Source organism: Acinetobacter sp. YH12208 (assembly GCF_013418055.1).
Classification (GTDB): domain Bacteria; phylum Pseudomonadota; class Gammaproteobacteria; order Pseudomonadales; family Moraxellaceae; genus Acinetobacter; species Acinetobacter pseudolwoffii.
Window position 1 is genome coordinate 124,199 of the sequence record NZ_VPCT01000001.1, and the last position, 25,717, is coordinate 149,915.

General features: G+C 43.6%; 21 protein-coding genes and 2 tRNA genes. 15 read left to right on the forward strand and 8 right to left on the reverse strand.

Annotation, left to right across the window (positions count from 1 at the left end; genetic code table 11):
* Positions 1-5: 5 nt before the first annotated feature.
* The 7 genes from sdhA to sucD all read left to right on the forward strand — a co-directional run bounded on the left by sdhA (position 6) and on the right by sucD (position 11,274).
* Entirely contained in the window at positions 6-1,904 is a 1,899-nt protein-coding gene (gene sdhA, locus FTU95_RS00545) for a succinate dehydrogenase flavoprotein subunit (protein ID WP_005171973.1), read from the forward strand.
* Between the two features lie 14 nt (positions 1,905-1,918).
* Entirely contained in the window at positions 1,919-2,629 is a 711-nt protein-coding gene (locus tag FTU95_RS00550) for a succinate dehydrogenase iron-sulfur subunit (protein ID WP_005171970.1), read from the forward strand.
* Between the two features lie 821 nt (positions 2,630-3,450).
* The gene (locus FTU95_RS00555; protein ID WP_005096285.1) at positions 3,451-6,273 is read left to right on the forward strand and encodes a 2-oxoglutarate dehydrogenase E1 component; all 2,823 of its coding nucleotides are present in this window, start codon (positions 3,451-3,453) and stop codon (positions 6,271-6,273) included.
* 18 nt (positions 6,274-6,291) lie between these two features.
* Positions 6,292-7,506, forward strand: coding sequence for a 2-oxoglutarate dehydrogenase complex dihydrolipoyllysine-residue succinyltransferase (gene odhB, locus FTU95_RS00560; protein ID WP_180077212.1), 1,215 nt, complete (start codon positions 6,292-6,294; stop codon positions 7,504-7,506).
* Positions 7,507-7,601: 95 nt separating this feature from the next.
* Positions 7,602-9,032 carry a dihydrolipoyl dehydrogenase gene (gene lpdA, locus FTU95_RS00565; RefSeq protein WP_005096288.1) on the forward strand — a complete coding sequence of 477 codons (1,431 nt, stop codon included), beginning with the start codon at positions 7,602-7,604 and terminating at the stop codon, positions 9,030-9,032.
* Between the two features lie 172 nt (positions 9,033-9,204).
* On the forward strand, positions 9,205-10,371 hold the full coding sequence (sucC, locus tag FTU95_RS00570) for an ADP-forming succinate--CoA ligase subunit beta (RefSeq protein WP_005096289.1): 1,167 nt from the start codon (positions 9,205-9,207) through the stop codon (positions 10,369-10,371).
* Positions 10,372-10,383: 12 nt separating this feature from the next.
* Positions 10,384-11,274 carry a succinate--CoA ligase subunit alpha gene (sucD, locus tag FTU95_RS00575; protein WP_005096290.1) on the forward strand — a complete coding sequence of 297 codons (891 nt, stop codon included), beginning with the start codon at positions 10,384-10,386 and terminating at the stop codon, positions 11,272-11,274.
* 64 nt (positions 11,275-11,338) lie between these two features.
* Here the strand turns inward: sucD and FTU95_RS00580 are convergent, their stop codons facing one another.
* From FTU95_RS00580 to FTU95_RS00590, 3 genes are all read right to left on the reverse strand, one after another.
* Positions 11,339-13,045, reverse strand: a complete 1,707-nt coding sequence (locus FTU95_RS00580; RefSeq protein ID WP_005096291.1) for a flotillin family protein — start codon at positions 13,043-13,045, stop codon at positions 11,339-11,341.
* A gap of 37 nt (positions 13,046-13,082) precedes the next feature.
* Positions 13,083-13,718, reverse strand: coding sequence for a YqiJ family protein (locus FTU95_RS00585; protein ID WP_005096292.1), 636 nt, complete (start codon positions 13,716-13,718; stop codon positions 13,083-13,085).
* Between the two features lie 308 nt (positions 13,719-14,026).
* Positions 14,027-14,569, reverse strand: coding sequence for a hypothetical protein (locus FTU95_RS00590; protein WP_005096293.1), 543 nt, complete (start codon positions 14,567-14,569; stop codon positions 14,027-14,029).
* A gap of 311 nt (positions 14,570-14,880) precedes the next feature.
* Between FTU95_RS00590 and cysD the strand changes: the two genes are divergently transcribed.
* The 3 genes from cysD (at position 14,881) to FTU95_RS00605 (ending at position 17,965) form a co-directional block, all read left to right on the forward strand.
* On the forward strand, positions 14,881-15,795 hold the full coding sequence (gene cysD, locus FTU95_RS00595; RefSeq protein WP_005096294.1) for a sulfate adenylyltransferase subunit CysD: 915 nt from the start codon (positions 14,881-14,883) through the stop codon (positions 15,793-15,795).
* Positions 15,796-15,933: 138 nt separating this feature from the next.
* Complete coding sequence (cysN, locus tag FTU95_RS00600) at positions 15,934-17,550, forward strand: sulfate adenylyltransferase subunit CysN (protein WP_180077214.1); 1,617 nt, start codon at positions 15,934-15,936, stop codon at positions 17,548-17,550.
* Positions 17,551-17,695: 145 nt separating this feature from the next.
* On the forward strand, positions 17,696-17,965 hold the full coding sequence (locus FTU95_RS00605; protein WP_005171942.1) for a hypothetical protein: 270 nt from the start codon (positions 17,696-17,698) through the stop codon (positions 17,963-17,965).
* A gap of 76 nt (positions 17,966-18,041) precedes the next feature.
* Here FTU95_RS00605 and FTU95_RS00610 read toward each other — a convergent pair whose 3' ends face one another.
* Entirely contained in the window at positions 18,042-18,386 is a 345-nt protein-coding gene (locus FTU95_RS00610) for a co-chaperone YbbN (protein ID WP_005171940.1), read from the reverse strand.
* Positions 18,387-18,513: 127 nt separating this feature from the next.
* Here FTU95_RS00610 and FTU95_RS00615 point away from each other — a divergent pair, with 127 nt between their 5' ends.
* The 3 genes from FTU95_RS00615 (at position 18,514) to FTU95_RS00625 (ending at position 20,979) form a co-directional block, all read left to right on the forward strand.
* A complete protein-coding gene (locus FTU95_RS00615) occupies positions 18,514-19,506 on the forward strand; it encodes an NAD(P)H-quinone oxidoreductase (RefSeq protein WP_180077216.1) in 993 nt (330 codons plus the stop codon).
* Positions 19,507-19,719: 213 nt separating this feature from the next.
* Positions 19,720-19,923: a hypothetical protein gene (locus FTU95_RS00620; protein WP_159516433.1), complete on the forward strand. Its 204-nt coding sequence runs from the start codon at positions 19,720-19,722 to the stop codon at positions 19,921-19,923.
* 153 nt (positions 19,924-20,076) lie between these two features.
* Positions 20,077-20,979 (forward strand): YafY family protein, encoded by a 903-nt coding sequence (locus FTU95_RS00625; protein ID WP_100328807.1) that lies wholly within the window; start codon positions 20,077-20,079, stop codon positions 20,977-20,979.
* Between the two features lie 152 nt (positions 20,980-21,131).
* On the opposite strand, the gene FTU95_RS00630 is transcribed toward FTU95_RS00625, so the two are convergent.
* Both FTU95_RS00630 and FTU95_RS00635 read right to left on the reverse strand, forming a co-directional pair.
* Positions 21,132-21,217, reverse strand: a tRNA-Leu gene (locus FTU95_RS00630).
* Between the two features lie 10 nt (positions 21,218-21,227).
* Positions 21,228-21,301, reverse strand: a tRNA-Cys gene (locus FTU95_RS00635).
* A gap of 153 nt (positions 21,302-21,454) precedes the next feature.
* Here FTU95_RS00635 and folD point away from each other — a divergent pair.
* Both folD and FTU95_RS00645 read left to right on the forward strand, forming a co-directional pair.
* Positions 21,455-22,303, forward strand: coding sequence for a bifunctional methylenetetrahydrofolate dehydrogenase/methenyltetrahydrofolate cyclohydrolase FolD (folD, locus tag FTU95_RS00640; RefSeq protein ID WP_180077218.1), 849 nt, complete (start codon positions 21,455-21,457; stop codon positions 22,301-22,303).
* Between the two features lie 135 nt (positions 22,304-22,438).
* A complete protein-coding gene (locus tag FTU95_RS00645) occupies positions 22,439-23,107 on the forward strand; it encodes a methyltransferase (RefSeq protein WP_180077220.1) in 669 nt (222 codons plus the stop codon).
* 61 nt (positions 23,108-23,168) lie between these two features.
* On the opposite strand, the gene FTU95_RS00650 is transcribed toward FTU95_RS00645, so the two are convergent.
* Both FTU95_RS00650 and FTU95_RS00655 read right to left on the reverse strand, forming a co-directional pair.
* On the reverse strand, positions 23,169-23,591 hold the full coding sequence (locus tag FTU95_RS00650; RefSeq protein ID WP_180077222.1) for a hypothetical protein: 423 nt from the start codon (positions 23,589-23,591) through the stop codon (positions 23,169-23,171).
* 145 nt (positions 23,592-23,736) lie between these two features.
* Positions 23,737-25,566, reverse strand: coding sequence for a phosphoenolpyruvate carboxykinase (GTP) (locus tag FTU95_RS00655; protein WP_005096308.1), 1,830 nt, complete (start codon positions 25,564-25,566; stop codon positions 23,737-23,739).
* Positions 25,567-25,717 lie beyond the last annotated feature (151 nt).

Sequence of the window (25,717 nt, forward strand, 5' to 3'; positions counted from 1 at the left end):
CAATCATGGGCGCTATAAACCCTAAAGAAGATTACACAAATATTCCACACGAAACCTTCGATGCAGTCATCGTGGGTGGTGGTGGTTCAGGTATGCGTGCATCTTACCAACTTGCTCAAGCTGGTTTGAAAGTTGCGGTACTGACCAAAGTTTTCCCAACCCGTTCTCACACTGTGGCAGCGCAGGGTGGTATTGGTGCATCTCTTGGTAATATGCAAGAAGATAACTGGCACTACCATTTCTACGACACAGTAAAAGGTTCGGACTGGTTAGGTGACCAAGACGCAATCGAATTTATGACGCGTGAAGCACCTCAAGTGGTATACGAATTAGAACACTTGGGTATGCCATTTGACCGTAACGCTGATGGTACAATTTACCAGCGTCCATTCGGTGGCCACTCTGCGAACTACGGTGAAAAAGCGGTGCCACGTGCATGTGCTGCTGCCGACCGTACAGGTCACGCACTTCTTCACACGCTTTATCAAAGCAACGTGAAAATGGGTACACAATTCTTCGTAGAATGGATCGCACTTGATTTGATCCGTAACGAAGCAGGCGACGTACTTGGTGTCACTGCAATTGACCAGGAAACTGGTAAAATTGCTGTATTCCAAGGTAAAGCCACATTGTTTGCTACCGGTGGTGCGGGTCGTGTTTACCGTGCATCTACCAATGCCTATATCAATACTGGTGACGGTCTTGGCATGGCGGCGCGTGCAGGTATTCCATTGCAAGATATGGAATTCTGGCAGTTCCACCCTACGGGTGTTGCGGGTGCAGGTGTATTGTTGACTGAAGGCTGTCGTGGTGAAGGTGCAATCCTTCGTAACAAAGATGGCGAACCGTTCATGGAGCGTTATGCTCCAACTTTGAAAGACTTGGCGCCACGTGACTTCGTATCACGTTCTATGGACCAAGAAATCAAAGAAGGTCGTGGTTGTGGTCCTAAAGGTGACTATATCCTGCTTGATATGACGCATTTAGGTGCGGATACGATCATGAAGCGTCTGCCATCGGTATTCGAGATTGGCAAGAAATTCGCGAACGTGGATATCACCAAAGAACCAATTCCAGTAGTACCAACAATCCATTACCAAATGGGTGGTATTCCAACCAATATTCATGGTCAGGTTGTTGTGCCTGAGTCACGCGAAACTGAAGCGCTGGCGGCACATTACAACAAGGATACCGATGTTTATTCGACCAATGCAGCCGAACGTGATTTCACTAAGCCAGTGAAAGGTTTCTATGCAATTGGTGAATGTTCATGTGTATCTGTACATGGTGCAAACCGTTTAGGTACCAACTCACTGCTTGACTTGGTGGTATTTGGTAAGGCTGCGGGTAAACACATCATCGATTATGTGACTAAGCATCACGGTGATGAGTACGAGCCACTACCAACAACTGTACTTGAGCAAACGGTTGCGCGTATTCGTAAACTTGACGAATCCACAACAGGTGAGAATGCTCAGGAAGTTGCAGATGCGATTCGTGACATCGTTCAAGATCATGCAGGTGTATTCCGTACATCGGCACTACTTGAGGAAGGTGTAAAGCAGATTCTTGCAATTGAGCCACGTGTTCGTAATATTCATTTGAAAGACAAATCTAAAGTATTTAACACTGCACGTGTTGAAGCATTAGAAGTTGAAAACTTGTATGAAGTTGCAAAAGCGACCTTAATTTCAGCTGCTGCGCGTAAAGAATGTCGTGGTGCGCATACTGTGGTAGATTTCGAATTGTCACCAGATCATGCGGATTATCCATATGGTCGTCGTGATGATGAGTGGATGAAGCACACATTATGGTTCTCTGTGGACAACCGTCTTGAGTACAAGCCAGTTCGTTACCGTCCATTGTCGGTTGACGCGATTCCACCTAAACCACGTACATTCTAATCAGGAGAATTCAGATGAGTAGAGGTACTCGTACATTTCATATCTACCGCTATGATCCTGACAAGGATAAAGCACCGTACATGCAGACTTTTAAACTGGAATTGACTGACAAGCACCGTATGTTGCTTGATGCACTTCTAGCATTAAAAGTACAAGACGAATCTTTAACGTTCCGTCGTTCATGTCGTGAAGGTATTTGTGGTTCTGATGGTGTAAACATCAATGGTAAAAATGGTTTGGCGTGTCTTTGGAACCTGAACGATTTACCAAATGAAATTACTGTTCGTCCATTGCCTGGTCTTCCTGTAGTGAAAGATCTGGTGGTTGACATGAACCAGTTCTACGATCAGTACAACAAGATCCATCCATTCTTGATCAACAACCAGCCTGCGCCTCCAAAGGAACGTTTACAGTCTCCTGAAGAGCGTGAGCATCTTGATGGTCTGTATGAATGTATTCTATGTGCATGTTGTTCAACCTCATGCCCGTCATTCTGGTGGAATCCGGACAAGTTCCTAGGTCCTTCAGCATTGTTGAACGCTTACCGCTTCATCATTGACTCGCGTGATACTGGAACACAAGAGCGTTTGGCTCGTCTTGACGATCCATTCTCATTGTTCCGTTGTAAAGGCATCATGAACTGTGTATCTGTGTGTCCTAAAGGTTTGAACCCAACTAAAGCAATCGGTCACATCCGTAATATGCTTTTAGATATGGCAGGTTAATAGGCTGCTGATAGCAGTTTGGAAAAAAGCACACCACAAGGTGTGCTTTTTTTGTGCAAACCATTGAAGCAAAATAAAAAATCATCGGATAAAAATAAAGATACTATACTTAAAATGTATAAAGTTGAGTCAGGTAGTCAGGAAATGACGGGTGATGTTAAGTGCCATAGAACAAGAACATGTAATTATTTGGGGTATTTATGATTTTTAGCTGTAAAACTGACCTGAAAAATAACAAGAACGATGTTATTATATAACGGAAATTTAAGGAGGGAGTGGATTGAAAGGTTTGCTCTCTTTTTATTTATCGGAAATGCTTAGGACTTAAGTCTACATTGAATCTATTTTTGAGATAAAGCACCATAGGTTAGAGTAAAATATCTGAACTGTATTTAGCCAATTTATGAAAGGTATGTGTCAAAAAAATCAATTGAAAACTTGAGAACATGTTAGCATTTAGCCTATGACTATCTTTAGAAAATGCCATTTTAGGTACATTTTTTAAACATTGCATAACCAGGGACTGGTATATAAAGGTAGGCTTGAGTCGCTTTAGAAAAAATCTTTGTTCCTACTTGTTTTTTCTAAGTCGATTTGCAAAAAATTGCCCGGTTTCGATCGGGTATTCAATGAGTAATGATACCGCTGAGGGGTGTTATTGTTCATTAAACATATCAAGATTTTCTTGGTGTGGTGATAACGCCTCATGGCTTATGCCTTATGGGGGACTAGTGTCATATTACCAATCTGACACTAATAATCCTGGGTTTTGCTTAAAAAGCATCCTGAAAATGTTTTTGCAATAGGAAATGGGTCCACAAATGCAAGAAGTTGCTGACGCTCTGCGTCTTGACACTGAACTTAGCGCTGATAGTGCAGCGTATATTGAAGAACTTTATGAGCAGTATTTGACGGCTCCGGATTCAGTAGGTGCTGACTGGCAAGAATACTTCGGTAAATTCCCAAAAGGTGATCAACCACACAGTAATGTACGTGAGCAATTCCTACTTTTAGGTCGTAATTCAAGCCGTATTCAGCCTGTTGTTCAATCAACTGTCAGCTCAGAGCATGAACGTCGCCAAATTGGCGTGTTACAGCTGATTGCTGCATACCGTAATCGTGGTCACCAGAAAGCAAAACTGGATCCATTGGGTTTGGCGAAACGTGAAGTTGTGCCTGATCTAGATCTTGCTGCGCATGGTTTAACTCAGTCGGACCTAGATACGGTATTCAATACTGGCAACCTGGCGATCGGTAAAGAAGAAGCGACTTTGGCTGAGATGGTTCAGGCAATGGAAGCCACTTACTGTGGTTCAATCGGTGCTGAATACATGCACATCGTGGACACCAAAGAGAAACGTTGGATTCAACAACGTCTGGAAAGTGCACGCGGTCAATATGGTTTTAATGCTGAACAAAAGAAACATGTCCTTGAACGTTTAACCGCAGCTGAAGGCCTGGAAAAATATCTAGGTAATAAGTTTGTTGGTGCAAAACGTTTTGGCGTTGAAGGGGGTGAATCATTCATCCCGATGGTTAACGAAATTATTCAGCGTGCAGGTTCTGTTGGCTGTAAAGAAGTTGTAATCGGTATGCCTCACCGTGGCCGTTTAAACCTTCTGGTTAACATCATGGGTAAAAACCCGGCTGACCTGTTTGGTGAGTTTGAAGGTAAATCGATTCACAAGAAAGGTTCTGGTGACGTTAAGTACCATCAAGGCTTCTCTTCAAACGTGATGACCCAAGGTGGCGAAGTTCACTTGGCATTGGCGTTTAACCCGTCACATTTGGAAATCGTTGGCCCTGTGGTTGAGGGTTCGGTACGTGCACGTCAAGTACGTCGTAAAGACATTGGCGGCGATGACGTATTGCCATTAATCGTACATGGTGATGCTGCATTTGCAGGTCAGGGCGTCAACCAGGAAACTTTCCAGATGTCACAAACTCGCGGTTATACCGTGGGTGGTACAGTGCACATTGTGATTAATAACCAGGTGGGTTTCACCACTTCTGATCCACGTGATGCGCGTTCTACAGAATACTGTACTGATATCGCGAAAATGATTCAGGCGCCGATCTTCCATGTCAATGGGGATGATCCTGAAGCTGTGGTGTTCATTTCACAATTGGCACATGACTTCCGTCATACTTTCCGTAAAGACGTTGTGATTGACATGTTCTGCTACCGTCGTCGTGGTCATAACGAAGCGGATGAGCCAGCTGCAACTCAACCAATGATGTATCAAGTGATTAGCAAGAAAGCGACCACGCGTACGCTTTATGCGGATCAACTGGTACAACAGGGTGTTCTTGATCGTGCAAATGCAGATCAAATGGTTGAAAATTACCGTGCAGATCTGGAAGCGGGTAATCACGTTGCCAATGCGCTGGTACTTGAACCGAACAAGAAAATGTTTGTGGACTGGACGCCTTACTTGGGTCATGACTACACAGACGAATGGGATACGACTTTCCCGATCGAGCGTCTAAAAGAACTTGGCGCGAAAATGCGCGAGCTTCCTGAAGGCTTCGTGATGCAGCGTCAGGTTGCGAAAGTGATCGATGACCGTCTGAAAATGCAAACGGGCGAAATGCCACTGAACTGGGGTGCTGCTGAAACTCTGGCGTATGCAACTGTACTAGATGATGGTTACTTGCTTCGTTTAACCGGTGAAGACGTAGGTCGTGGTACCTTCTCGCACCGTCATGCAAAACTGCATAACCAGGTCGATGGTTCAACTTATCTTCCGCTGTGTAACCTGAAAGAAAACCAGCCGCGTACTGCAATCTATGACTCATTGTTGTCAGAAATGGCGGTATTGGCATTTGAATATGGTTATGCGACGACTCTTCCTAAGAGCTTGATCATTTGGGAAGCGCAATTCGGTGACTTCGCGAACTGTGCACAGGTTGTAATTGACCAGTTCATCTCGTCTGGTGAAACCAAATGGGAACGTGTCTGTGGTTTGACCATGCTTCTTCCACACGGTTTTGAAGGTCAGGGTCCGGAACATTCATCTGCACGTTTAGAGCGTTTCTTACAGCTATGTGCTGAAGACAACATGCAAGTGATCACACCGACCACGCCTGCACAGATTTATCATGCTTTACGTCGTCAAGCGATTCGCCCAATCCGTAAGCCATTGATCGTGACTTCACCGAAGTCTCTTCTTCGTCACAAACTTGCAACTTCTACGCTAGAAGAACTTGCAAACGGCAGCTTCCAGACCGTGATTGATGAAGTGGACAACATCAACAAGTCAGATGTAACCCGTCTGGTTCTGTGTGGTGGTAAGGTGTATTACGACCTGATTGAAAAACGTCGTGAAAAAGAATTGAACAATACTGCGATTGTGCGTATTGAACAATTATATCCATACCCAGAAAAACGCCTGACAGAAGTCCTTGCACAATATCCAAATGTGAAAGAACTGGTTTGGGCACAAGAAGAGCCTAAAAACCAAGGTGCTTGGTTGTTCATCGCTCCGCGTCTATATGACGATGTGATGAAAGCGGGTAAACAAGTCCGTATTAGCTACGCTGGCCGTGAAGCATCTGCTGCACCGGCTTGTGGTTCACCATATTTGCATGCAAAACAACAAGCTCAGCTCATCAACGACGCGCTTGCGATCGACGCTGAATAATCCAGGAGATTCTAAGTAATGGCAACCGAAATTAAAGCACCGGTATTCCCAGAGTCAGTTGCGGACGGTACGATCGCAACTTGGCACAAACAACCAGGTGAAGCAGTATCACGTGATGAAGTGATCTGTGATATTGAGACTGATAAAGTTGTTTTAGAAGTTGTTGCTCCTGCAGACGGTACAATTGCCTCTATCATTAAAAATGAAGGCGACACTGTACTTTCAGCTGAAGTCATTGCACAGTTTAAAGAAGGTGCTGTTTCTGGCGCTGCTCAAACTCAAGCAGTTCAGTCTGAAGAGAAAGTTGAACAAGCTGCGGCGAATACTGAAGCAGGTAATTCACCAATCGTTGAACGTCAGCAAGTACAAGACCAAGCGCCAGCAGTGCGTAAAGCATTGACTGAATCTGGTGTTGCAGCAGCTGATGTTGCGGGTACAGGTCGTGGCGGTCGCATCACCAAAGAAGATGTGGCAAACCACCAAGCGAAACCAGCTGCTCCTGCTGCTGCGCCATTAAGCGTTGCTGTGGGCGAACGTATCGAAAAACGTGTTCCAATGACACGTCTTCGTAAGCGTGTTGCTGAACGTTTACTTGCAGCGACTCAAGAAACTGCAATGTTGACCACGTTCAACGAAGTGAACATGAAACCAATCATGGAAATGCGTGCTCAATACAAAGATGCGTTTGAAAAACGTCATGGTGCACGTCTTGGCTTCATGTCATTCTTTGTTAAAGCAGCAACTGAAGCGCTAAAACGCTATCCGGCAGTGAACGCATCAATCGATGGCGATGACATTGTTTATCACGGTTACTATGACATTGGTGTTGCAGTTTCATCTGAGCGTGGTCTGGTGGTTCCTGTACTTCGTGATACAGACCGCATGAACTATGCCGAAGTTGAAAACGGTATTCGTGCATACGCTGCGAAAGCGCGTGATGGCAAATTAGGCATCGAAGACATGACTGGCGGTACATTCACGATTACCAATGGTGGTACTTTCGGTTCATTGTTATCTACTCCGATCTTGAACACGCCACAAACTGCGATTCTGGGTATGCATAAAATCCAGGAACGTCCGATGGCAGTGAATGGTCAAGTAGAAATCTTGCCTATGATGTACCTTGCATTGTCTTATGACCACCGTCTAATCGATGGTAAAGAAGCAGTCGGTTTCCTTGTAACAATCAAAGAATTGTTAGAAGAGCCAGCGCGTCTTATCCTTGATCTGTAATTTATTTATTAAGAATCTTCCCTAATCCCTTTTTAAAAAGAGGGCTTAGGTCTCCCTTTTGAAGGGAGATTAAAGGGGATTATTTGGAGATAAACATGTCTCAATTCGATTTAGTCGTAATTGGTGGTGGCCCGGGCGGCTACGAAGCAGCAATTCGTGCAGCTCAACTTGGTTTCAAAGTTGCGTGTATCGAAAAACGTATTCATAAAGGCAAGCCATCTTTAGGTGGCACCTGCTTAAACGTGGGTTGTATCCCGTCTAAAGCTTTGCTTGATTCTTCTCACCGTTACGAAGATACAGTGCAGCATCTAGATGATCACGGTATTACCACGGGTGAAGTGAAATTTGATCTTGCTAAACTTTTAGCGCGTAAAGACAAAATCGTTGACCAATTGACCATGGGTATTGATGGCTTGCTGAAAGGCAATGGCATTGAATGGTTAAAAGGTACAGGTAAATTACTTGCCGGTAAAAAAGTTGAGTTCGTTTCTCATGAAGGCGAAACTCAAATTTTAGAACCGAAATACGTGATTCTTGCGACTGGTTCTGTGCCAATCAATATCCCATCTGCACCTGTTGATCAAAACATTATTGTTGACTCAACTGGCGCACTTGAATTCCAAGAAGTACCGAAACGATTAGGCGTAATTGGTGCAGGCGTCATTGGTCTTGAGCTTGGTTCAGTTTGGCGTCGTCTGGGTGCTGAAGTTGTTGTATTTGAAGCAATGGATGCATTCTTACCAATGGCTGATAAAGCCTTGGCAAAAGACTACCAAAAACTGTTGACTAAGCAAGGTCTTGATATTCGCGTTGGTGCGAAAGTTTCTGGTACTGAAGTGAACGGTTCTGAAGTGACTGTGAAGTACACTCAGGGCGGTGAAGACAAGACTCAAACTTTCGACAAGTTAATCGTATGTGTAGGCCGTCGTGCTTATGCTGAAGGTTTATTGGCGGATGATTGCGGCATTAAACTGACTGAGCGTGGTCTGGTTGAAGTGAACGATTGGTGTGCAACGTCTGTGGACGGCGTATACGCAATTGGTGACTTGGTTCGTGGTCCTATGCTTGCGCATAAAGCCATGGAAGAAGGCGTAATGGCAGTTGAACGTATTCACGGTCATGCCGCTCAAGTCAACTACGACACCATTATTTCTGTCATCTATACCCATCCGGAAGCGGCGTGGGTTGGTTTAACAGAACAGCAAGCCAAAGACAAAGGTCACGAAGTGAAAACCGGTCAATTCGGTTTTGCTGCAAACGGCCGTGCGATGGCTGCTGGCGAAAATGCTGGTTTTGTGAAGTTTGTTGCTGATGCGAAAACAGATCGTCTATTGGGTATGCACGTGATTGGACCTGCTGCGTCTGACATCGTACATCAAGGTATGATTGCACTTGAGTTTGTATCTTCAGTTGAAGATCTACAGTTGATGACTTTTGGTCATCCAACTTTCTCTGAAGTGGTACACGAAGCTGCACTTGCGGTCGATGGTCGTGCCATTCATGCGATTCAACGCAAACGTAAATAAAATTAAAAAAAGAGCGGCTTAGGTCGCTCTTTTTACATTTCATGGTTGTTTTTATGGGAACAATCATCTAAAAATAAAGATAACGATTTTAAGAAATGCTGGTACTGCTTTGACGGACGTCTGGGTACTGGTGGGTTTATAACAAGGCAAAGAAGTAATAAAAGGTTATTGAATGAATTTACATGAGTATCAAGCAAAAGCGCTATTAAAAAAATATGGTATGCCGGTACAGGAAGGGATACTTGCCACCAATGCCGATGAAACGGTACATGCTTTTGAGCAGTTAGGTGGAAAGTTCGCAGTACTGAAAGCTCAGGTGCATGCAGGTGGTCGTGGGAAGGCCGGTGGTGTAAAAGTCGTTAAATCGGCTACCGAGGCTGCTGAATATGCCAACCAGATCATCGGTTCAAACCTGGTAACTTATCAGACCGATGCCAATGGTCAGCCGGTAAATAGCATTTTAGTATCTGAGGATGTTTATCCTGTTGAGCGCGAACTTTATTTGGGTGCGGTGGTCGATCGTTCAACCCGCCGCATTACTTTTATGGCATCGACTGAAGGCGGTGTTGAAATTGAGAAAGTGGCCGAAGAAACCCCTGAAAAAATTATTAAAGTTGAAGTTGATCCTTTAGTGGGGCTCATGCCATTTCAGGCTCGCGAAGTGGCTTTTGCCCTAAAACTCAAAGATGGCCAAATTAATCAATTTGTTAAAGTCATGACTGCTGCTTATCAGGCATTTGTAGACAATGATTTTGCACTTTTTGAAATCAATCCGCTGTCGGTACGTGAAAATGGCGATATTCTGTGTGTGGATGCCAAAATCGGGATTGATTCGAATGCACTGTACCGTTTGCCTGAAGTGGCTGCGCTACGTGATAAGTCTCAGGAAAATGAACGTGAACTCAAAGCATCTGAATTTGATCTGAACTATGTGGCATTGGAAGGGAACATTGGCTGTATGGTGAATGGTGCCGGTCTTGCGATGGCAACCATGGATATTATCAAGCTTTATGGTGGTCAACCTGCCAACTTCCTCGATGTCGGTGGTGGTGCGACCAAAGAGCGCGTGATTGAAGCTTTTAAAATTATTTTGGCAGATCACTCTGTGCAGGGTGTGTTGATTAATATTTTTGGTGGAATTGTACGTTGTGACATGATTGCAGAAGCAATTATTGCGGCGGTTCAGGAAGTAAATGTGACCGTTCCTGTGGTTGTTCGCCTCGAAGGCAACAATGCGGAACTGGGTGCAAAATTACTGGATGAATCAGGTTTGAAATTGATTTCTGCAAATGGTCTTGCTGACGCTGCAGAAAAAATCGTTGCTGCTGTAAAAGCTTAAGGAGTATCAATCATGAGCGTATTAGTGAATAAAGACACCAAAGTATTGGTACAGGGCTTTACAGGAAAAAACGGCACATTTCATTCTGAGCAGGCTTTGGCTTACGGCACCAAAGTTGTCGGTGGTGTAACACCGGGTAAGGGTGGTCAAACCCATCTGGAATTACCAGTATTCAATACCATGCGCGAAGCGGTGAAAGAAACTGGCGCAGATGCTTCGGTGATTTATGTTCCTGCACCATTTGTGCTGGATTCTATTGTTGAAGCGGTTGATTCGGGCATTGAGTTAATTGTGGTGATCACTGAAGGTGTACCGACCATCGACATGCTTAAAGCCAAGCGTTATCTGGAAACCAATGGTAATGGCACGCGTTTAATCGGGCCAAACTGTCCGGGCATTATTACGCCGGGTGAATGTAAGATCGGGATCATGCCCGGTCATATTCATCAGCCGGGTAAAATTGGAATTATCTCGCGCTCAGGGACTTTGACCTATGAAGCCGTAGCGCAGACCACCAAGCTTGGACTGGGTCAGTCGACCTGTATCGGGATCGGGGGAGATCCGATTCCGGGCATGAACCAGATTGACTGCTTGAAACTGTTCCAAGACGATCCTCAGACTGAAGCTATTATTATGATTGGTGAAATTGGTGGTACCGCAGAAGAAGAGGCAGCGGAATATATTCAGGCTCATGTCACCAAGCCTGTGGTCGGTTATATTGCAGGTGTTACCGCACCTAAAGGCAAGCGTATGGGGCATGCGGGTGCAATTATTTCAGGTGGTAAAGGAACTGCTGAAGAAAAATTTGCTGCCTTTGAGCGTGCGGGTATGGCATATACCCGCAGTCCTGCGGAACTTGGTTCAACCATGTTGCAAGTATTGAAAGATAAAGGTTTGGTTTGATTTATAGATTAAACATGCACTAAAAAGCTCCCAGTTGGGAGCTTTTTTATATCTCATTCTATTTTTAAGTTTTAGCTTTCAGACTCTGGGTCATGCCATTAATATCACCACCCTGAATACCAAGTTCATTCATTAGGCTGTCAATTAAGGGTGCTTGGCTGCGATAACGCAGGGCGCTATTTACCACCTGATCTGACAGGGCAACATTGCCATTTTCATGATGTGCATCTGTCTGACAGGAACCGGCATGACTGCCATGCAGGCCATTGACCTGAAGAATCTTGATGTCATCAATATTTTCCATCGGTTTAACACTTTCCCGGATAATTTCAGGCAAGTATTTCAACATGGCTAGGCGAATCTGCATTTCGACCTGTTCAGGTGACAGCACATTATTGGCTTCGTTGACTGCACGGGTACCTTCTGCATCGACCTGATACTGTTTTTCCATCGCCTGAGCCAGTAGAATTTTTGCGTCCGCTTCACCTTTGGCCTTAAGACGAACCTTTTCGGCTTCAGCTTCAGCAGCAATACGTACTGCTTCGGCATCATCTGCTGCGGCTTGTTTTCCGGCTTCAGCGGCAACCGTAATCGCAATTGCATCTTTTTCCGCGTGTTCTTTGGCTGCGACCAGCTCAACCGCTTTTTGACGCTCTGCCTGCTGGATTTGGCGTACAGTGATGACTTCTTCTTCCGCTTTTACCGCTTGTGCACGTGCCTGATCGGCTTGCGCTTTGGCTTCAGATTCGGCGCGAGATTTTTCTGCAATGGCAATGGCACGATCCTGTTCGGCCAGCTCAATAGTTTTCTTTTGTTCGACTTGGGCTTTTTGAATCAGCTGCGCTTTTTGGATATTCTCATTTTCTACATCACGGGCCGCTAAAATACGCTTGAGGTCGACTTCTCGTTCAGCAGCAATTTGTGCTTCTTCTGCTTCACGTTTTTTACCGGCTTCCTGAGCAGAAATTTCAGCCAGTTGCTCGGCACGGCGAATGGCAATTTCGCGTTCCTGTTGCAGCTTGGCATATTCTTCTTCACGAATGATTTGCAGGCGCGCCTGTTCTGCTTCCAGATTTTTAGTTTTGATCGCCAGGTCGGTATCCTGCTCGATATGATTTCGCTTGCGACGACGATCTTCAATGGTTTCAGTGAGCTTGGTCAAGCCTTCAGCATCAAAGGCATTTTGTGGATTGAAATATTTAAATCCAGTTTGATCCAGGCCAGTCAGGGAAACGGTTTCCAATTCCAGACCATTTTTATGCAAATCTTCTGAAACCACTTGCTGTACTTTTTGTACAAAGTCGACCCGTTTTTCATGCAGTTCTTCCATGGCCATTTCTGCTGCTACTGCGCGTAGTGAATCGACAAATTTGCCTTCGACCAGATTTTTTAATTCATTCGGTGACATGGTCTTTTGCCCGAGCGTTTGTGCAGCTGTTGCAATTGAATCAGCAGTAGGTTTGACCCGCACATAGAATTCGGCCATGACATCCACGCGCATACGGTCACGGGTAATCAGTGCCTGATCATCTGCACGGCGCACTTCAAGACGCAGGGTGTTCATATTGACTTGAATGATTTCATGCAAGACTGGGAGCACGATTGCTCCTCCACCCAAAATCACTTTTTCACCACCCCAACCGGTACGCACAAAGGAGATTTCTTTACTGGAGCGGCGGTATAGGCGCGCAATGATGAGACCGAAGGTCACCAGTGCTGCAAAAATAATTCCAGAAATAATTAAAATATTATATAAATCAAAAGTTAACATTGTTATAAAGTCTCAGTTTGGTTCTGGCTGAATAAAATTAGAGTGCAGTGGCTTGAAAGCCATTTTTGGTTTTATGGGTCAGTACGACATTCTGACCTTGATTTAAAATTTGATTGGTTTCTGGTTCGACTAAAACATAATGGGTCTGGCCATGCTGATCCCGGACTTTGGCTTGTGCAGGAGAGTTGACTTTGGCATCACCCAGAATAATGATTGCGGTACGCCCAATAAGCTCGTCACTATAAATGGCAGAAGTTTCATCTTGAGGCATAAGCTTGCTGGCAGCCATGGCAAGCCAGCGCACTATCGGCATACACAGAAACAGACAGGCTGGGGAAATTAGCCATACATTGAAGAGCTGGCTGGTCAGGCGTTCAAATATTCCCTGAATCAATAAGCCACTCAGGCCATAACTGGTCAGAAAAATGATGAGCCAGATAAATAAAGGCAGACGTCCCAGATATAACCAGTCAAATACTTTGGTGAAAAAGCCGGGATGTTGATCTGGATTAATTTCTGGTTGCAGGGGGTCTTCAGGCAAAAACTGTTCTAACATATTCTGCGAGCCGCCACCGAGCAGCAGTAATATGCATTCCAGTGCAGCAAACATCAGCATCAGACTCAGGCTGATACTAAATACGATATTTGACGGATGAGTAAACAGTTCCCACATTTTTTATCTCTATAATTATGTTTTAGGAAAAGTGTAAGGAAGCCTCTGATGCTATAACGATAGCAGTAATTATTAATTTTGTATGCAAAAAAATAACAAAAAACCTTATAAACAAGGATTGAATATATTATGTATTTAATAATTATTGAACTATTAAAGTTAATAGTAAACTATAAGTTTATTTAGGATCTGCTAAAAAATTAATTATTTTCAATATGTTGTGTAAATTTTAAGGTTGTGTGGATTGGTTTTTCTGAGAAATATAGAAATACTGTGCCTTAGTATCTCTATATTTCTTTCTTAAAGACTTAGAGTAAGGCAGTCTGAATCCGGACTTTCATATCCAGAGTCTGTTGCAGAATATAGTTTTTTATCCATGTGATCTGTTCACCCATCGGGTTCACCTTGATCGCAGTATCCAGAAAATGCAGATCCGGCTGACTGAAAAGTTGCTGTCCCAAAGTCTGCTCCAGCATCTGGCTATTGCTGGTTAAAGGCAATGCCACCAGATAGAATGCTTTAGGGTAATTGTAAAATGCATAGAGTAAGTTAAAGGCTTTTTGATCACCTTTAAGATTACCCGCACCGATTTCATAAGCTGCATTCTGGTTGCTATACGTCACACCCAATAAGAATTCCCAATGACCTTCTTGCAAACGCAGACCAAACTGTAATCCGATCTGGTCGGCAGTCAATTCATGTTGCAAATAGATATTTAAAGGCTTGCCGTCTTCACTGAAAGGTTCTTGTAAGACTAAAATGTGTTGTTGATGCTGATAAATGTAACCTGCAAGCTCTGCTTGTTCCAGGCGAGTTTTTAGAGTGGAGAGATCAAAAGCGCTATAAGCCATAAGCAAAATATATCAAAGGGAGAATTTAGCCTACTCTATTAATTTTTCAGCATCTTGGAAACCACTACTTTAGATTATTTATCTATACTTTTATGGGTGATTTTAAAAATTAATACAGCAAAAATAGTCAGATGTGGTGACGTTCATTATTGATTCATAAAAACTGATATTTGTTATTAGTGAATTTTTATATGAGCTTTTGATATATCAATATCATAAAACAAGCAATGGCTAAGATAAGTAAATCACTATAATGAATATAAATTTTCAAAAGTGTCATAAGTACACGTTTTTCTAAGCTGGTGTTGTCCATGTCGTTAAATGAGGAAAGACTTACTCATCTCAAACAGCTTGAAGCTGAGAGTATTCATATTATCCGTGAAGTAGCAGCTGAATTTGAAAATCCAGTCATGCTTTATTCCATTGGTAAAGATTCAGCAGTCATGCTGCATCTTGCACTGAAAGCGTTTTATCCAGCCAAACTTCCATTCCCGCTACTGCATGTAGACACGGGTTGGAAATTTAAAGACATGATTGCTTTCCGTGACAACATGGCAAAAAAACATGGTTTTGATTTGATCGTGCATCAAAACAAAGAAGGAGTCGAGGCAGGCATCAATCCTTTCGATCATGGTAGTTCAAAATATACTGACATCATGAAGACCCAAGGTTTAAAACAAGCCTTAAATAAATACAAGTTTGATGCTGCTTTTGGTGGTGCGCGCCGTGATGAAGAAAAATCTCGTGCCAAAGAGCGTGTCTATTCATTCCGTGATGATAAACATCGTTGGGATCCCAAAAACCAACGCCCTGAACTTTGGAACCTTTACAACGGTAAAGTGAATCAAGGTGAAAGTATTCGTGTATTCCCGTTATCAAACTGGACCGAGTTGGATATCTGGCAATACATCTATTTGGAAAGTATTCCACTTGTGCCACTTTACCTGGCTGCAGAACGTCCTGTGGTTGAGCGTAGCGGTACACTTATTATGGTTGATGACGAACGTATGCCTTTAAAAGAAGGTGAAGTTCCACAAATGAAATCGGTACGTTTCCGTACTTTAGGTTGTTATCCATTAACAGGTGCAGTTGAATCAACTGCAGATACCTTGCCGGAAATTATCCAAGAAATGCTCTTGGCAACCAGCTCTGAGCGTCAGGGTCGTATGATTGACCATGATGAAGCAGGCTCGATGGAGAAGAAGAAGCAGGAAGGCTACTTCTAATTTAATCTCCCCCTAAAAATCTCCCCAAACCCCTCTTTGAGAAAGAGGGGCTTAAAAGTGGAGGAAGTCTCCCTTTTATAAAGGGAGATTTAGAGGGATTCAAAACCGATTTCTAAAGAATATGTGGAGCTTTGGGCAATGTCTCATCAATCAGAACTGATTAGCCAAGATATTTTGGGCTATTTGAAACAACATGAAAATAAAGACCTGTTGCGTTTCCTGACTTGCGGTAACGTAGATGATGGTAAATCGACTCTAATTGGTCGACTGCTTTACGATTCAAAATTGATTTATGAAGATCAATTGCAAGCCGTCACCCGTGACTCGAAAAAAGTCGGTACCACAGGCGATGCACCTGACTTGGCACTTCTGGTAGATGGTCTGCAGGCAGAACGTGAGCAGGGCATTACCATTGATGTCGCCTATCGTTATTTCTCGACTGAAAAGCGTAAGTTCATCATTGCCGATACTCCGGGACATGAGCAGTACACCCGTAACATGGCAACAGGTGCATCGACCTGCGACCTTGCGATTATCTTGATTGATGCGCGTTATGGTGTGCAAACTCAAACCCGTCGTCATACCTTTATTGCAAGCTTACTTGGTATTAAAAATATTGTTGTTGCGATCAACAAGATGGACCTGGTGGACTTCTCTGAAGCCCGCTTCAATGAAATTCGGGCAGAATATGCAGCATTCGTTGCGCAGTTGGGCGATCGCAAACCATCGAACATCATCTTTACGCCAATTTCTGCATTGAATGGCGATAACGTGGTGAACAAGTCCGCCAATACGCCGTGGTACACCGGTGAAACGTTAATGGGTACGCTTGAGTCGGTAGAAATTAACCGTACTTCGGCAAAAGCAGATTTTCGTTTCCCAGTGCAATATGTCAACCGTCCAAACCTCGATTTCCGTGGTTTCTGCGGCACGATCGCACTTGGTGATATCAACGTTGGCGATACCGTAACGGCTTTACCATCAGGTAAATCATCAACAGTAAAAGAAATCGTTACTTTTGATGGCAACCTTGAACGTGCTGTTGCAGGTCAAGCTGTGACTTTAACGCTCAACGATGAAATTGATATTTCACGTGGTAACGTGTTAATTCGTGCCGATCAAGCGGTTCCAAATATTTCTCGTTCAGTTCAAGCGACTGTGGTGTGGATGTCGGATCAAGCGCTGGTGATTGGCAAGCTGTACAACATTAAGATTGGTACACAGACTGTTCCTGCAAAAGTGACAGCGATTCATTACCGTACCAACGTCAACACATTGGAGAAAGTTCAGGTCGAAAATCTTGAGCTGAATGCGATTGCCAATGTGACTGTTGAATTTGATGCGCCCGTGGTCTTTGACCGTTATCAAGACAGCCGTTATACCGGTTCATTTATCTTCATTGATCGTTTAAATAACGTGACGATTGGTGCAGGTATGGTGGAAGAATCAGTTGAATGGTCTGCACATGATGAGCCTGTGACTGCTGAAGTGCGTGCTGCGCGTTTGGGGCAAAAACCTGCTGCGCTGACTGTCTCGGCAAAAGCTTTGGAAAATGCTCAGGCACTTGAAAGTTTACTGATTCAGCAAGGCATCGTGGCAATTGCCAGAGCGGGTCTTGATGCTGCACAAGTTGCATTGCTTCGTGAAACAGGTGTGGTGGTGATTACCGATACTGCTGAAGGTACGGACACCACTTTAATTGTGGAAGCAGTCGAAGAGCTTGCTGAGAAAATTGTAGAATTGGTTCGATTATAAGACTGAGTCGATTTAAAAAAACCGCTGTAAAGCGGTTTTTTTTTATTTGGATACTTTTTAAGTATGTAAATAATGTGCAGCCGTGTGAATGTTGAACTTTCACTTAAATTTCTTCTCGATATAATACAAATATTGAGGGGTGTTTATGAAAAAAATATTTATTTTAATCGGGTTGTGTTTGGCTTTTGGGGTGGACGCTAAACAGGCGACCAGTACAGATGCAATTAAGCAAAAAATTATCCAGCAGTCGATTGATCGTTATCCGGGGAATTGTCCATGTCCTTACAATACGGCCAGTAATGGCAGTCGCTGTGGTAAACGTAGTGCATATAATCGGGCGGGTGGGCATGCACCTTTGTGTTATCCGGAAGATGTCAGTGATCGGATGGTCAAAGAGTATAAAAGCCGTGGTTAATTACCAAGTCCGGATTTTACCGAGGGGTAAAAACGAAATTTTCTCTACAGTTTATCTTCAGATATGTATGCTTCAATTATTCAGAAAAATCAGTTAGGGATTGAGATAGAATCGTCTTTATCTCCGTTAGACTTTTTGCGCCAGCAATCCTTTTAATGATTGTGCCATTTTTAAAAATCAGCGTAGAAGGTAGACCATAAACATGATAGCGCAAGGTTAATACTGGAGATTGGTCGATATTTACTTTGCCAAATTTGATTTCGGGCTTGCTTTCAGCATATTGCGCTGCCAGTTCATTAAAGACCGGAAAATTCTGAATACAAGGCTTACACCATTCGGCATAAAAGCGAATGACTGCAAAACCTTCGAACCATTCAAAATTACTATAATTATTTTCGTTATACTCAATGATCTCGCTCATATCCATCTCCTATCAATTTTTTGAATAGTGACTTGATTATACATAAGTCCGACTTGGCTTCATTCCTCAGCTTAACTATGTTCAAATAAAGCCAAGTATCTTGAATATTCAATAAGCAGGGAAATATATGTCACAAGCAACCATGCAACAGGTCATTATTACAGAACCGGGCGATATCGATAAATTAGCTTATGAAACGGTTGCAATCCCCGAAGCCAAAGCAGATGAAGTTCTGGTGAAAGTCCATGCTTTCGGAATTAACCGTCCAGATATTTTGCAACGTCAAGGTTTGTATCCAATGCCGAAAGGCGTAACACCAGTCCCGGGTCTTGAAGTCGCGGGTGAAGTGATTGCAGTCGGTACTGAGGTAAGCCAGTTTAAAGTTGGTGATAAAGTCTGTGGCCTGACCAATGGTGGCGGTTATGCAGAATATTGTGTCGTACCAGAAAGCCAGACCTTGAATATTCCGGAAGGTGTAAGCTTTACACAGGCGGCAGCCATTCCTGAAACCTTTTTTACCGTGTGGGCCAATGTGTTCCAGATGGGGCAGGCCAAAGCAGGCGAAACCGTGCTGATTCATGGCGGGAGCAGCGGCATTGGCACTACTGCTTTAATGTTATGTAAAGCACTCGGAATCAAAAGCTTTGCGACTGTCGGTACGGATGACAAGGTTGCAGCTATTTCAGAGTTAACTTATGCGATTAACTATAAAACGCAAGACTTTGAGCAAGTGATTAATGAAGCAACTGACAATGGCGGGGTCGATGTCATTCTGGATATGGTGGGTGGGCCATATTTAGAGCGGAACCTGAGTTTGCTGCGTCGTGATGGACGTCTGGTGTATATCGCCTTTTTGGGCGGTCGTAAAGCCAAAGAGGTTAATTTAGGTCCTATCATGATGAAACGTCTGACCATTACCGGTTCGACCATGCGAGCACGAAGCACCGCTGAAAAAGCGGAAATTGCACAAGGTCTGAAAGAGCAGATTGCACCATTATGGGCAAAAGGCGAATGTTTGCCGATGATCTATAAAACGTTTAAGTTTGATCAAATTCAAGATGCCCATGCCGCAATGGATACGGGAGAACATGTGGGTAAAGTTGTGGTTGAAATTATTTAATACGAGATAAATGATTTAAAAAAGCCAGTAATTTTACTGGCTTTTTTAATTTTGAGTAAAATCTTATTACAAATAAATATATAAAATTTTGAATAAAAATTAAAAAATGTTAACTGTTCGACACAACCTGTCAAGAATGCTACGTAAATTGCATCTATCGATAATTCCGACTAATTGGTTCAACATTCACATGAATGTGAGAGGGAAAATAAGATGAAAATTATTCCAATAGTATATAGTTCAAAACATAGTTTAAAAGCATTGCATCGTATTCATAAAATGATTATTCGCGGAAGCATGAGTTGGGCAGAGTTACATAAAATGTATCGAGCGATGCTGCATCTGGAGCGTTATATGGAAAGATTAACGCTCCAGAATCGTCCTTTAAGCAAGAAAGCATCCAGAAAATCCAAATAAGGTCTTGTATTTTTGGGATGAATAAAGGGTCAAGATCTGAGGTAAAAGAATATCTTAGACTTTATCCTAATATGATTCACTTATTGGTATTTAGTATAATCATTAAGTATCTAGCGATAAATAAGTACATGTGAATGTATTAAGTGGGGATTTATGAAGCGCCCAGCTTCAACACATGAGCGTCTTGCAGAGCGTTTAGCCAGAATTTTGACCAAATTAAATGTCGGATATCAACTCCGGGCTGCAGAGCTAGCTGCAGAATTTCAGGTCAGTAGCCGCACCATTGAACGTGATTTTGACCGATTAAACTCTTATCTGCCTTTACGCCAAGATCAACAGAAACGATATTATCTGGATCCCTCTTATTTGGGGCGGTTCAAGTTGCAGGATATTCAGACCTTTGCCCAGCTTTCCGGGATCAGTGAGCTGTATCCCGCACTAGATATGTCCTTTTTACGTGAATTGCTGGATGATCGCGCCAATCTGGTTTTTTCTGCCAAAGGCTATCATTTTGAAGATGCCAAACAGTTTGCCGAGCATTTCAAGCTGCTGGCAGGTGCAATCTATAAACGTCAGCAGATTGAATTACTTTATGCCGATCAATTGCGGATCATTCAGCCTTATCGTTTGATTCACCATCATGGCATCTGGTATCTGGCGGGGGTAGATCACGACAAGCTGCGCACCTATCGCTTGAGCCAGTTGCAACAGCTCAACCTGGTTTCTGAGGAGGAGAGCTTTGAGCATGATCCTGAAGTGCTGAAAATGTTGGCAGATGAAGACAGCATCTGGTTTGGGCGGCAAAAACAGCAGGTTTTAATCAAGGTGCAACCTGAAGTTGCGGTATTTTTTAAAGAACGCCATTTATTTCCAGAACAGCAGATCGAGCAGGAAACCGAGGCTGGAGAGTTGTTCATCAGTTGCCAGATCCGTCACGAAATGCAGTTATTGCCTTTGGTGCGTTACTGGTTGCCTTATGTGAAAATTATTGAGCCGATTCATTTTCAGCAGAAACTGGAACAGGATTTGCAGGGATATTTGCGCACTGCTGGATGATATTGAGAAAGTAGAGCAGGGTAGCTTAATTAATGATCATGCTTTAAATGGAAATTTAATTTACTTATTTTTTTGATTTACTAAATTACAGGCATAAAAAAACCAGCTTTCGCTGGGTTCTTTATTTGCACCATCTTTCTATAGTAGAAGAATGGTGCCCGAGGCCAGACTCGAACTGGCACGCTTTGTGGGCGGGGGATTTTAAATCCCCTGTGTCTACCGATTTCACCACTCGGGCTTTAACAAGATGGAGGCGGAGGTCGGAATCGAACCGGCGTCCACGGAGTTGCAGTCCGCTGCATGACCACTCTGCCACCCCGCCGCGTCTTGTTGATGCGTATATTATCAAGCTCAGAAAAAAAAACAATAGTGTATTCATCTGTATGCGCATAAAAACATCATCTGGCGGAAAATATTTAAATTATTCATGTAGAATGTGCAAAATTGATTCATATCAACACTTGGGAGAAGTGCCGTGGCATTAGTTCTAGACGGTCGTGCATTGGCGAAGCAAATTGAAGCTGACTTGTTTACTCGCGTAGAAGCGCTGAAAGCAAAATCAGGTCGTACTCCAATTCTTGCGACGATTTTGGTAGGTGACGATGGCGCATCTGCAACTTATGTTCGCATGAAAGGTAATGCCTGCCGCCGTGTTGGTATGGATTCACTCAAAGTGGAACTTCCTAAAGAAACCACCACTGAAGAATTATTGGCTGAAATTGAAAAGTTAAATGCCAATCCAGATGTGCACGGGATTCTGCTTCAACACCCGGTTCCGGCTCAAATTGATGAACGTGCCTGTTTTGATGCAATTTCGCTTGAAAAAGACGTAGATGGTGTGACTTGTCTGGGCTACGGTCGTATGGCAATGGGCGAAGCAGCCTATGGTTCAGCGACGCCTGCTGGGATTATGACCATTTTGAAAGAAAACAACATCGAAATCGCTGGTAAACATGCGGTGGTTGTAGGTCGTTCTGCAATTTTGGGTAAACCAATGGCTGCGATGCTGCTAGAAGCGAATGCAACCGTAACCATTTGCCATTCACGTACTCAAGATCTTGCAAGCTTTGTTAAGCAAGCTGACATTATTGTCGGTGCAGTAGGTAAAGCTGAACTGATTCAAAAAGACTGGATCAAATCAGGCGCGGTGGTTGTTGATGCTGGTTTCCATCCACGGGATGGCGGTGGGGTAGGTGATATCCAGTTGCAAGGCATTGAGGACATTGCGTCTGCTTATACTCCGGTTCCGGGTGGTGTAGGGCCAATGACCATCACCACTTTGATTCGTCAAACGGTAGAAGCTGCTGAAAAAGCGCTTGGTTAATTAAATCCTCCCTGACCCTCCTTTTTCAAAGAAGGAAAGCTAATCATCAATTTTTAGATGGAAGTTCCCCTCTTTCCTAAAGAGGGGTTGGGGGGGATTTTTTGAATATATAGATATAAATTAAAAGAAAACCCAATGAGCTGTACCTTTCAATTGCCTAAAGCCCCTCAGCATCTGCTAAAAGCCTTACATGATGTGATTCCACATTGTGAATTACAGGCGCAGCAGCTTCCCGATACGCCTATTTCTTTATGGCTCATTCCACCGGTATTTCCAACAGATAAACTCGATGATGAAGTGATTCGTCGTATCTGGAATGATACGCCGTATTGGATCTTTTGTTGGGCGTCTGGCTTGTCTATGGCTCAATGGCTATTGGCTGAACCACAGCATGTCAAAGACAAGGTGGTACTGGATTTTGGTGCGGGTTCGGGTGTAGTGGCGATCGCAGCGAAAATGGCAGGCGCAAAACGGGTGATTTGCTGTGATATCGACCAGATCAGTCTGGATGCATGTCGTGCCAATGCAGAGCTGAATAGTGTCGAGCTTGAATATTTGGATGATCTGTATAAGGCAGAGCAGCTAGATATTCTGTTAGCCGCAGATGTGCTCTATGATCAATGCAACCGTTTCTTCCTGGATGAATTTTTAAAATTCGCACCTGAAGTATGGGTAGCAGACAGTCGAGTCAAAAATTTTAGTCATCCAAAGTATATAAAGCTGGATGAACGTAGCGCGACGACCTGGCCAGACCTGGATGAATCACCAGAATTTCGTAATGTCAATTTTTATAAAACACGTTGAATTTGAAAAATAAAAAGGGCAATAAGCCCTTTTTATTGTGTTGCTTTGAATATATCGGATATTAAGAACAAGTATAACGAATGACACGCATCGTGGTTGGGCGGGCGTCTAAGGCTTCGCGTGCACCGAGATTCTCGCTATTATATAGATCTGGGGTATTGCTTAAGCTGATTTGCGTGCGGCTATTACCTAATTGGCGGCCATATTGTTCCTGCTCCGCAAGTGGATTAGAAATTTCATTAGTGCTTAAAATCTGAATATTATAGGTTTTTGAACCGCCCAAAGTCTGTTGACAGGCTGCCTGTAATCTTCTTTCATCCTGATTAGGCCGTCCTGAAAGCGTATAGCTCAAGGTTGCTGTATTGCCTGAACGTTCCAGAATTTCATAGCCACTTTTTCCGTTGAACTGATGTGGTGCAGTCTGACACGCACTCAACATGAAGCTGCTTGCAGCCAGAGCTAAAATGACTGTTGTTCTTTTCATCTTTATAGTTCCTAAAGTCTTGCGCTAATTATGCCATAGTTTGCTTCAACTGCTGCTCTGGTCAATTGTGGTCAATTGTGATCAATTGTTTATCCATTTAATAAAAAAGGCCGCTTACGCGACCTTTTTTGAATCAAATCAGCAATTAAGCAGATTTAACCGCAGCAATTAATTCTGCTTGACGTTGTTTTAACGCTTCTGGCAAACGACCACCAAGTTTGTCGAACAATTCAGTGTGGCTTTCAAGTTCTTTGATCCATTGATCTTTATCTTGAGCAGTCACAAGGTCAAATTGTTCTTTAGTAAAGTCAGAACCAGTCCAGTTCAACTGTTCATAAGTTGGAACGCGGCCAATTGGTGTGTCAACAGCAGTTGCACGACCTTCACAGCGGTCAATGATCCACTCAAGAACGCGCATGTTTTGACCGAAACCAGGCCATACGAAGTTGCCTTCAGCGTCACGACGGAACCAGTTCACGTTATAGATCCCAGGAAGTTTGTTGCCAGCAGCTTCAGCTTTCTCAGCAACTTGCTCGCCCATTTCTAACCAGTGCGTGAAGTAATCCGCCATGTTGTAGCCAGCGAAAGGAAGCATTGCGAACGGGTCACGACGAACAATACCTTGTTGACCAACAGCAGCAGCGGTGGTTTCAGAGCCCATGGTTGCAGCTTTGTAAACACCATCAACCCAGTCAAATGCTTCTGAAATTAGAGGCACTGTGTCCGCGCGGCGACCACCGAAGATGAACGCAGAAATTGGAACACCTGCTGGATTTTCCCAGTCAGCGTCAATCGAAGGGCATTGACCAGCAGCAACAGTGAAGCGAGCATTTGGATGCGCAGCTTTTTCTTCGCCAGTGTGAGGTTGACCTTTCCAGTTGGTCAGGTTAGCAGGTACTTCTTTAGAAAGACCTTCCCACCATACTTCGCCGTTGTCAGTTACAGCAACGTTGGTATAGATCACATCTTTAGTTAATGTTGCCATACAGTTCGGGTTGGTCTTGGTATTTGTACCAGGCGCTACACCGAAGAAACCAGCTTCAGGGTTGATGGCATATAAGCGACCATCTTCACCTGGTTTGATCCAAGCAATATCGTCACCTACAGTTTCAATTTTCCAGCCTTCGTAGCCCGCTGGTGGAATCAACATCGCGAAGTTTGTTTTACCACATGCAGACGGGAATGCAGCTGCGATGTAGTGTTTTTCACCTTGTGGATTCGTTACGCCAAGGATCAGCATGTGTTCAGCTAACCAGCCTTGTTGACGACCCATAAATGATGCAATACGTAAAGCCAGGCATTTTTTACCAAGCAATGCGTTACCGCCGTAACCAGAACCGTAAGACCAGATCTCACGAGTTTCTGGATAATGCACGATGTATTTTTCAGGGTTGCAAGGCCATGCAACGTCTTTTTCGCCTTGTTCTAGCGGAGCGCCCACAGTATGTACACATGGAACGTATTCGCCATCAGTACCTAGAACGTCATAAACAGCTTTACCCATGCGAGCCATTTTAGACATGCTTACAGCAACGTAAGGAGAATCTGTTAATTCGATACCGATATGTGCAATATGAGAACCTAAAGGACCCATAGAGAAAGGCACAACGTACAAAGTACGACCTTTCATAGAACCATCAAACAAACCGTTGAGGCGAGCGCGCATTTCAGCAGGTGCTTCCCAGTTGTTGGTTGCGCCAGCGTCTTCTTTGTTTTCAGAGCAAATGTAAGTACGACCTTCAACACGAGCAACGTCAGAAGGATCAGAATTCGCAAGATAAGAACCAGGATGAGTTTCTTGATTCAGTGCTTGCATTGTGCCGTTAGCGATCATCAAGTCGATATAACGTTGATATTCTTCTGCGCTACCGTCACACCATTCAATTTTTGCTGGTTTTGTTAATTTAGCAATCTCTTCCACCCAAGCAATAAGCTTAGGGTGACGAACGAATTCTGGTGCGTTCACTTGGGTCATGGTGAGGCCTATCTCAAATGTGTACAAAAAGGATGTACAAAGTACAATCCGAGCAATAAAAATGTTGCCCGGATGATATATGAAAAAAAGTGGCTGTATTAAAGCATAAAATGATAAAAAAAATAAGACCAAAGAAGCACTAGATTTCTTT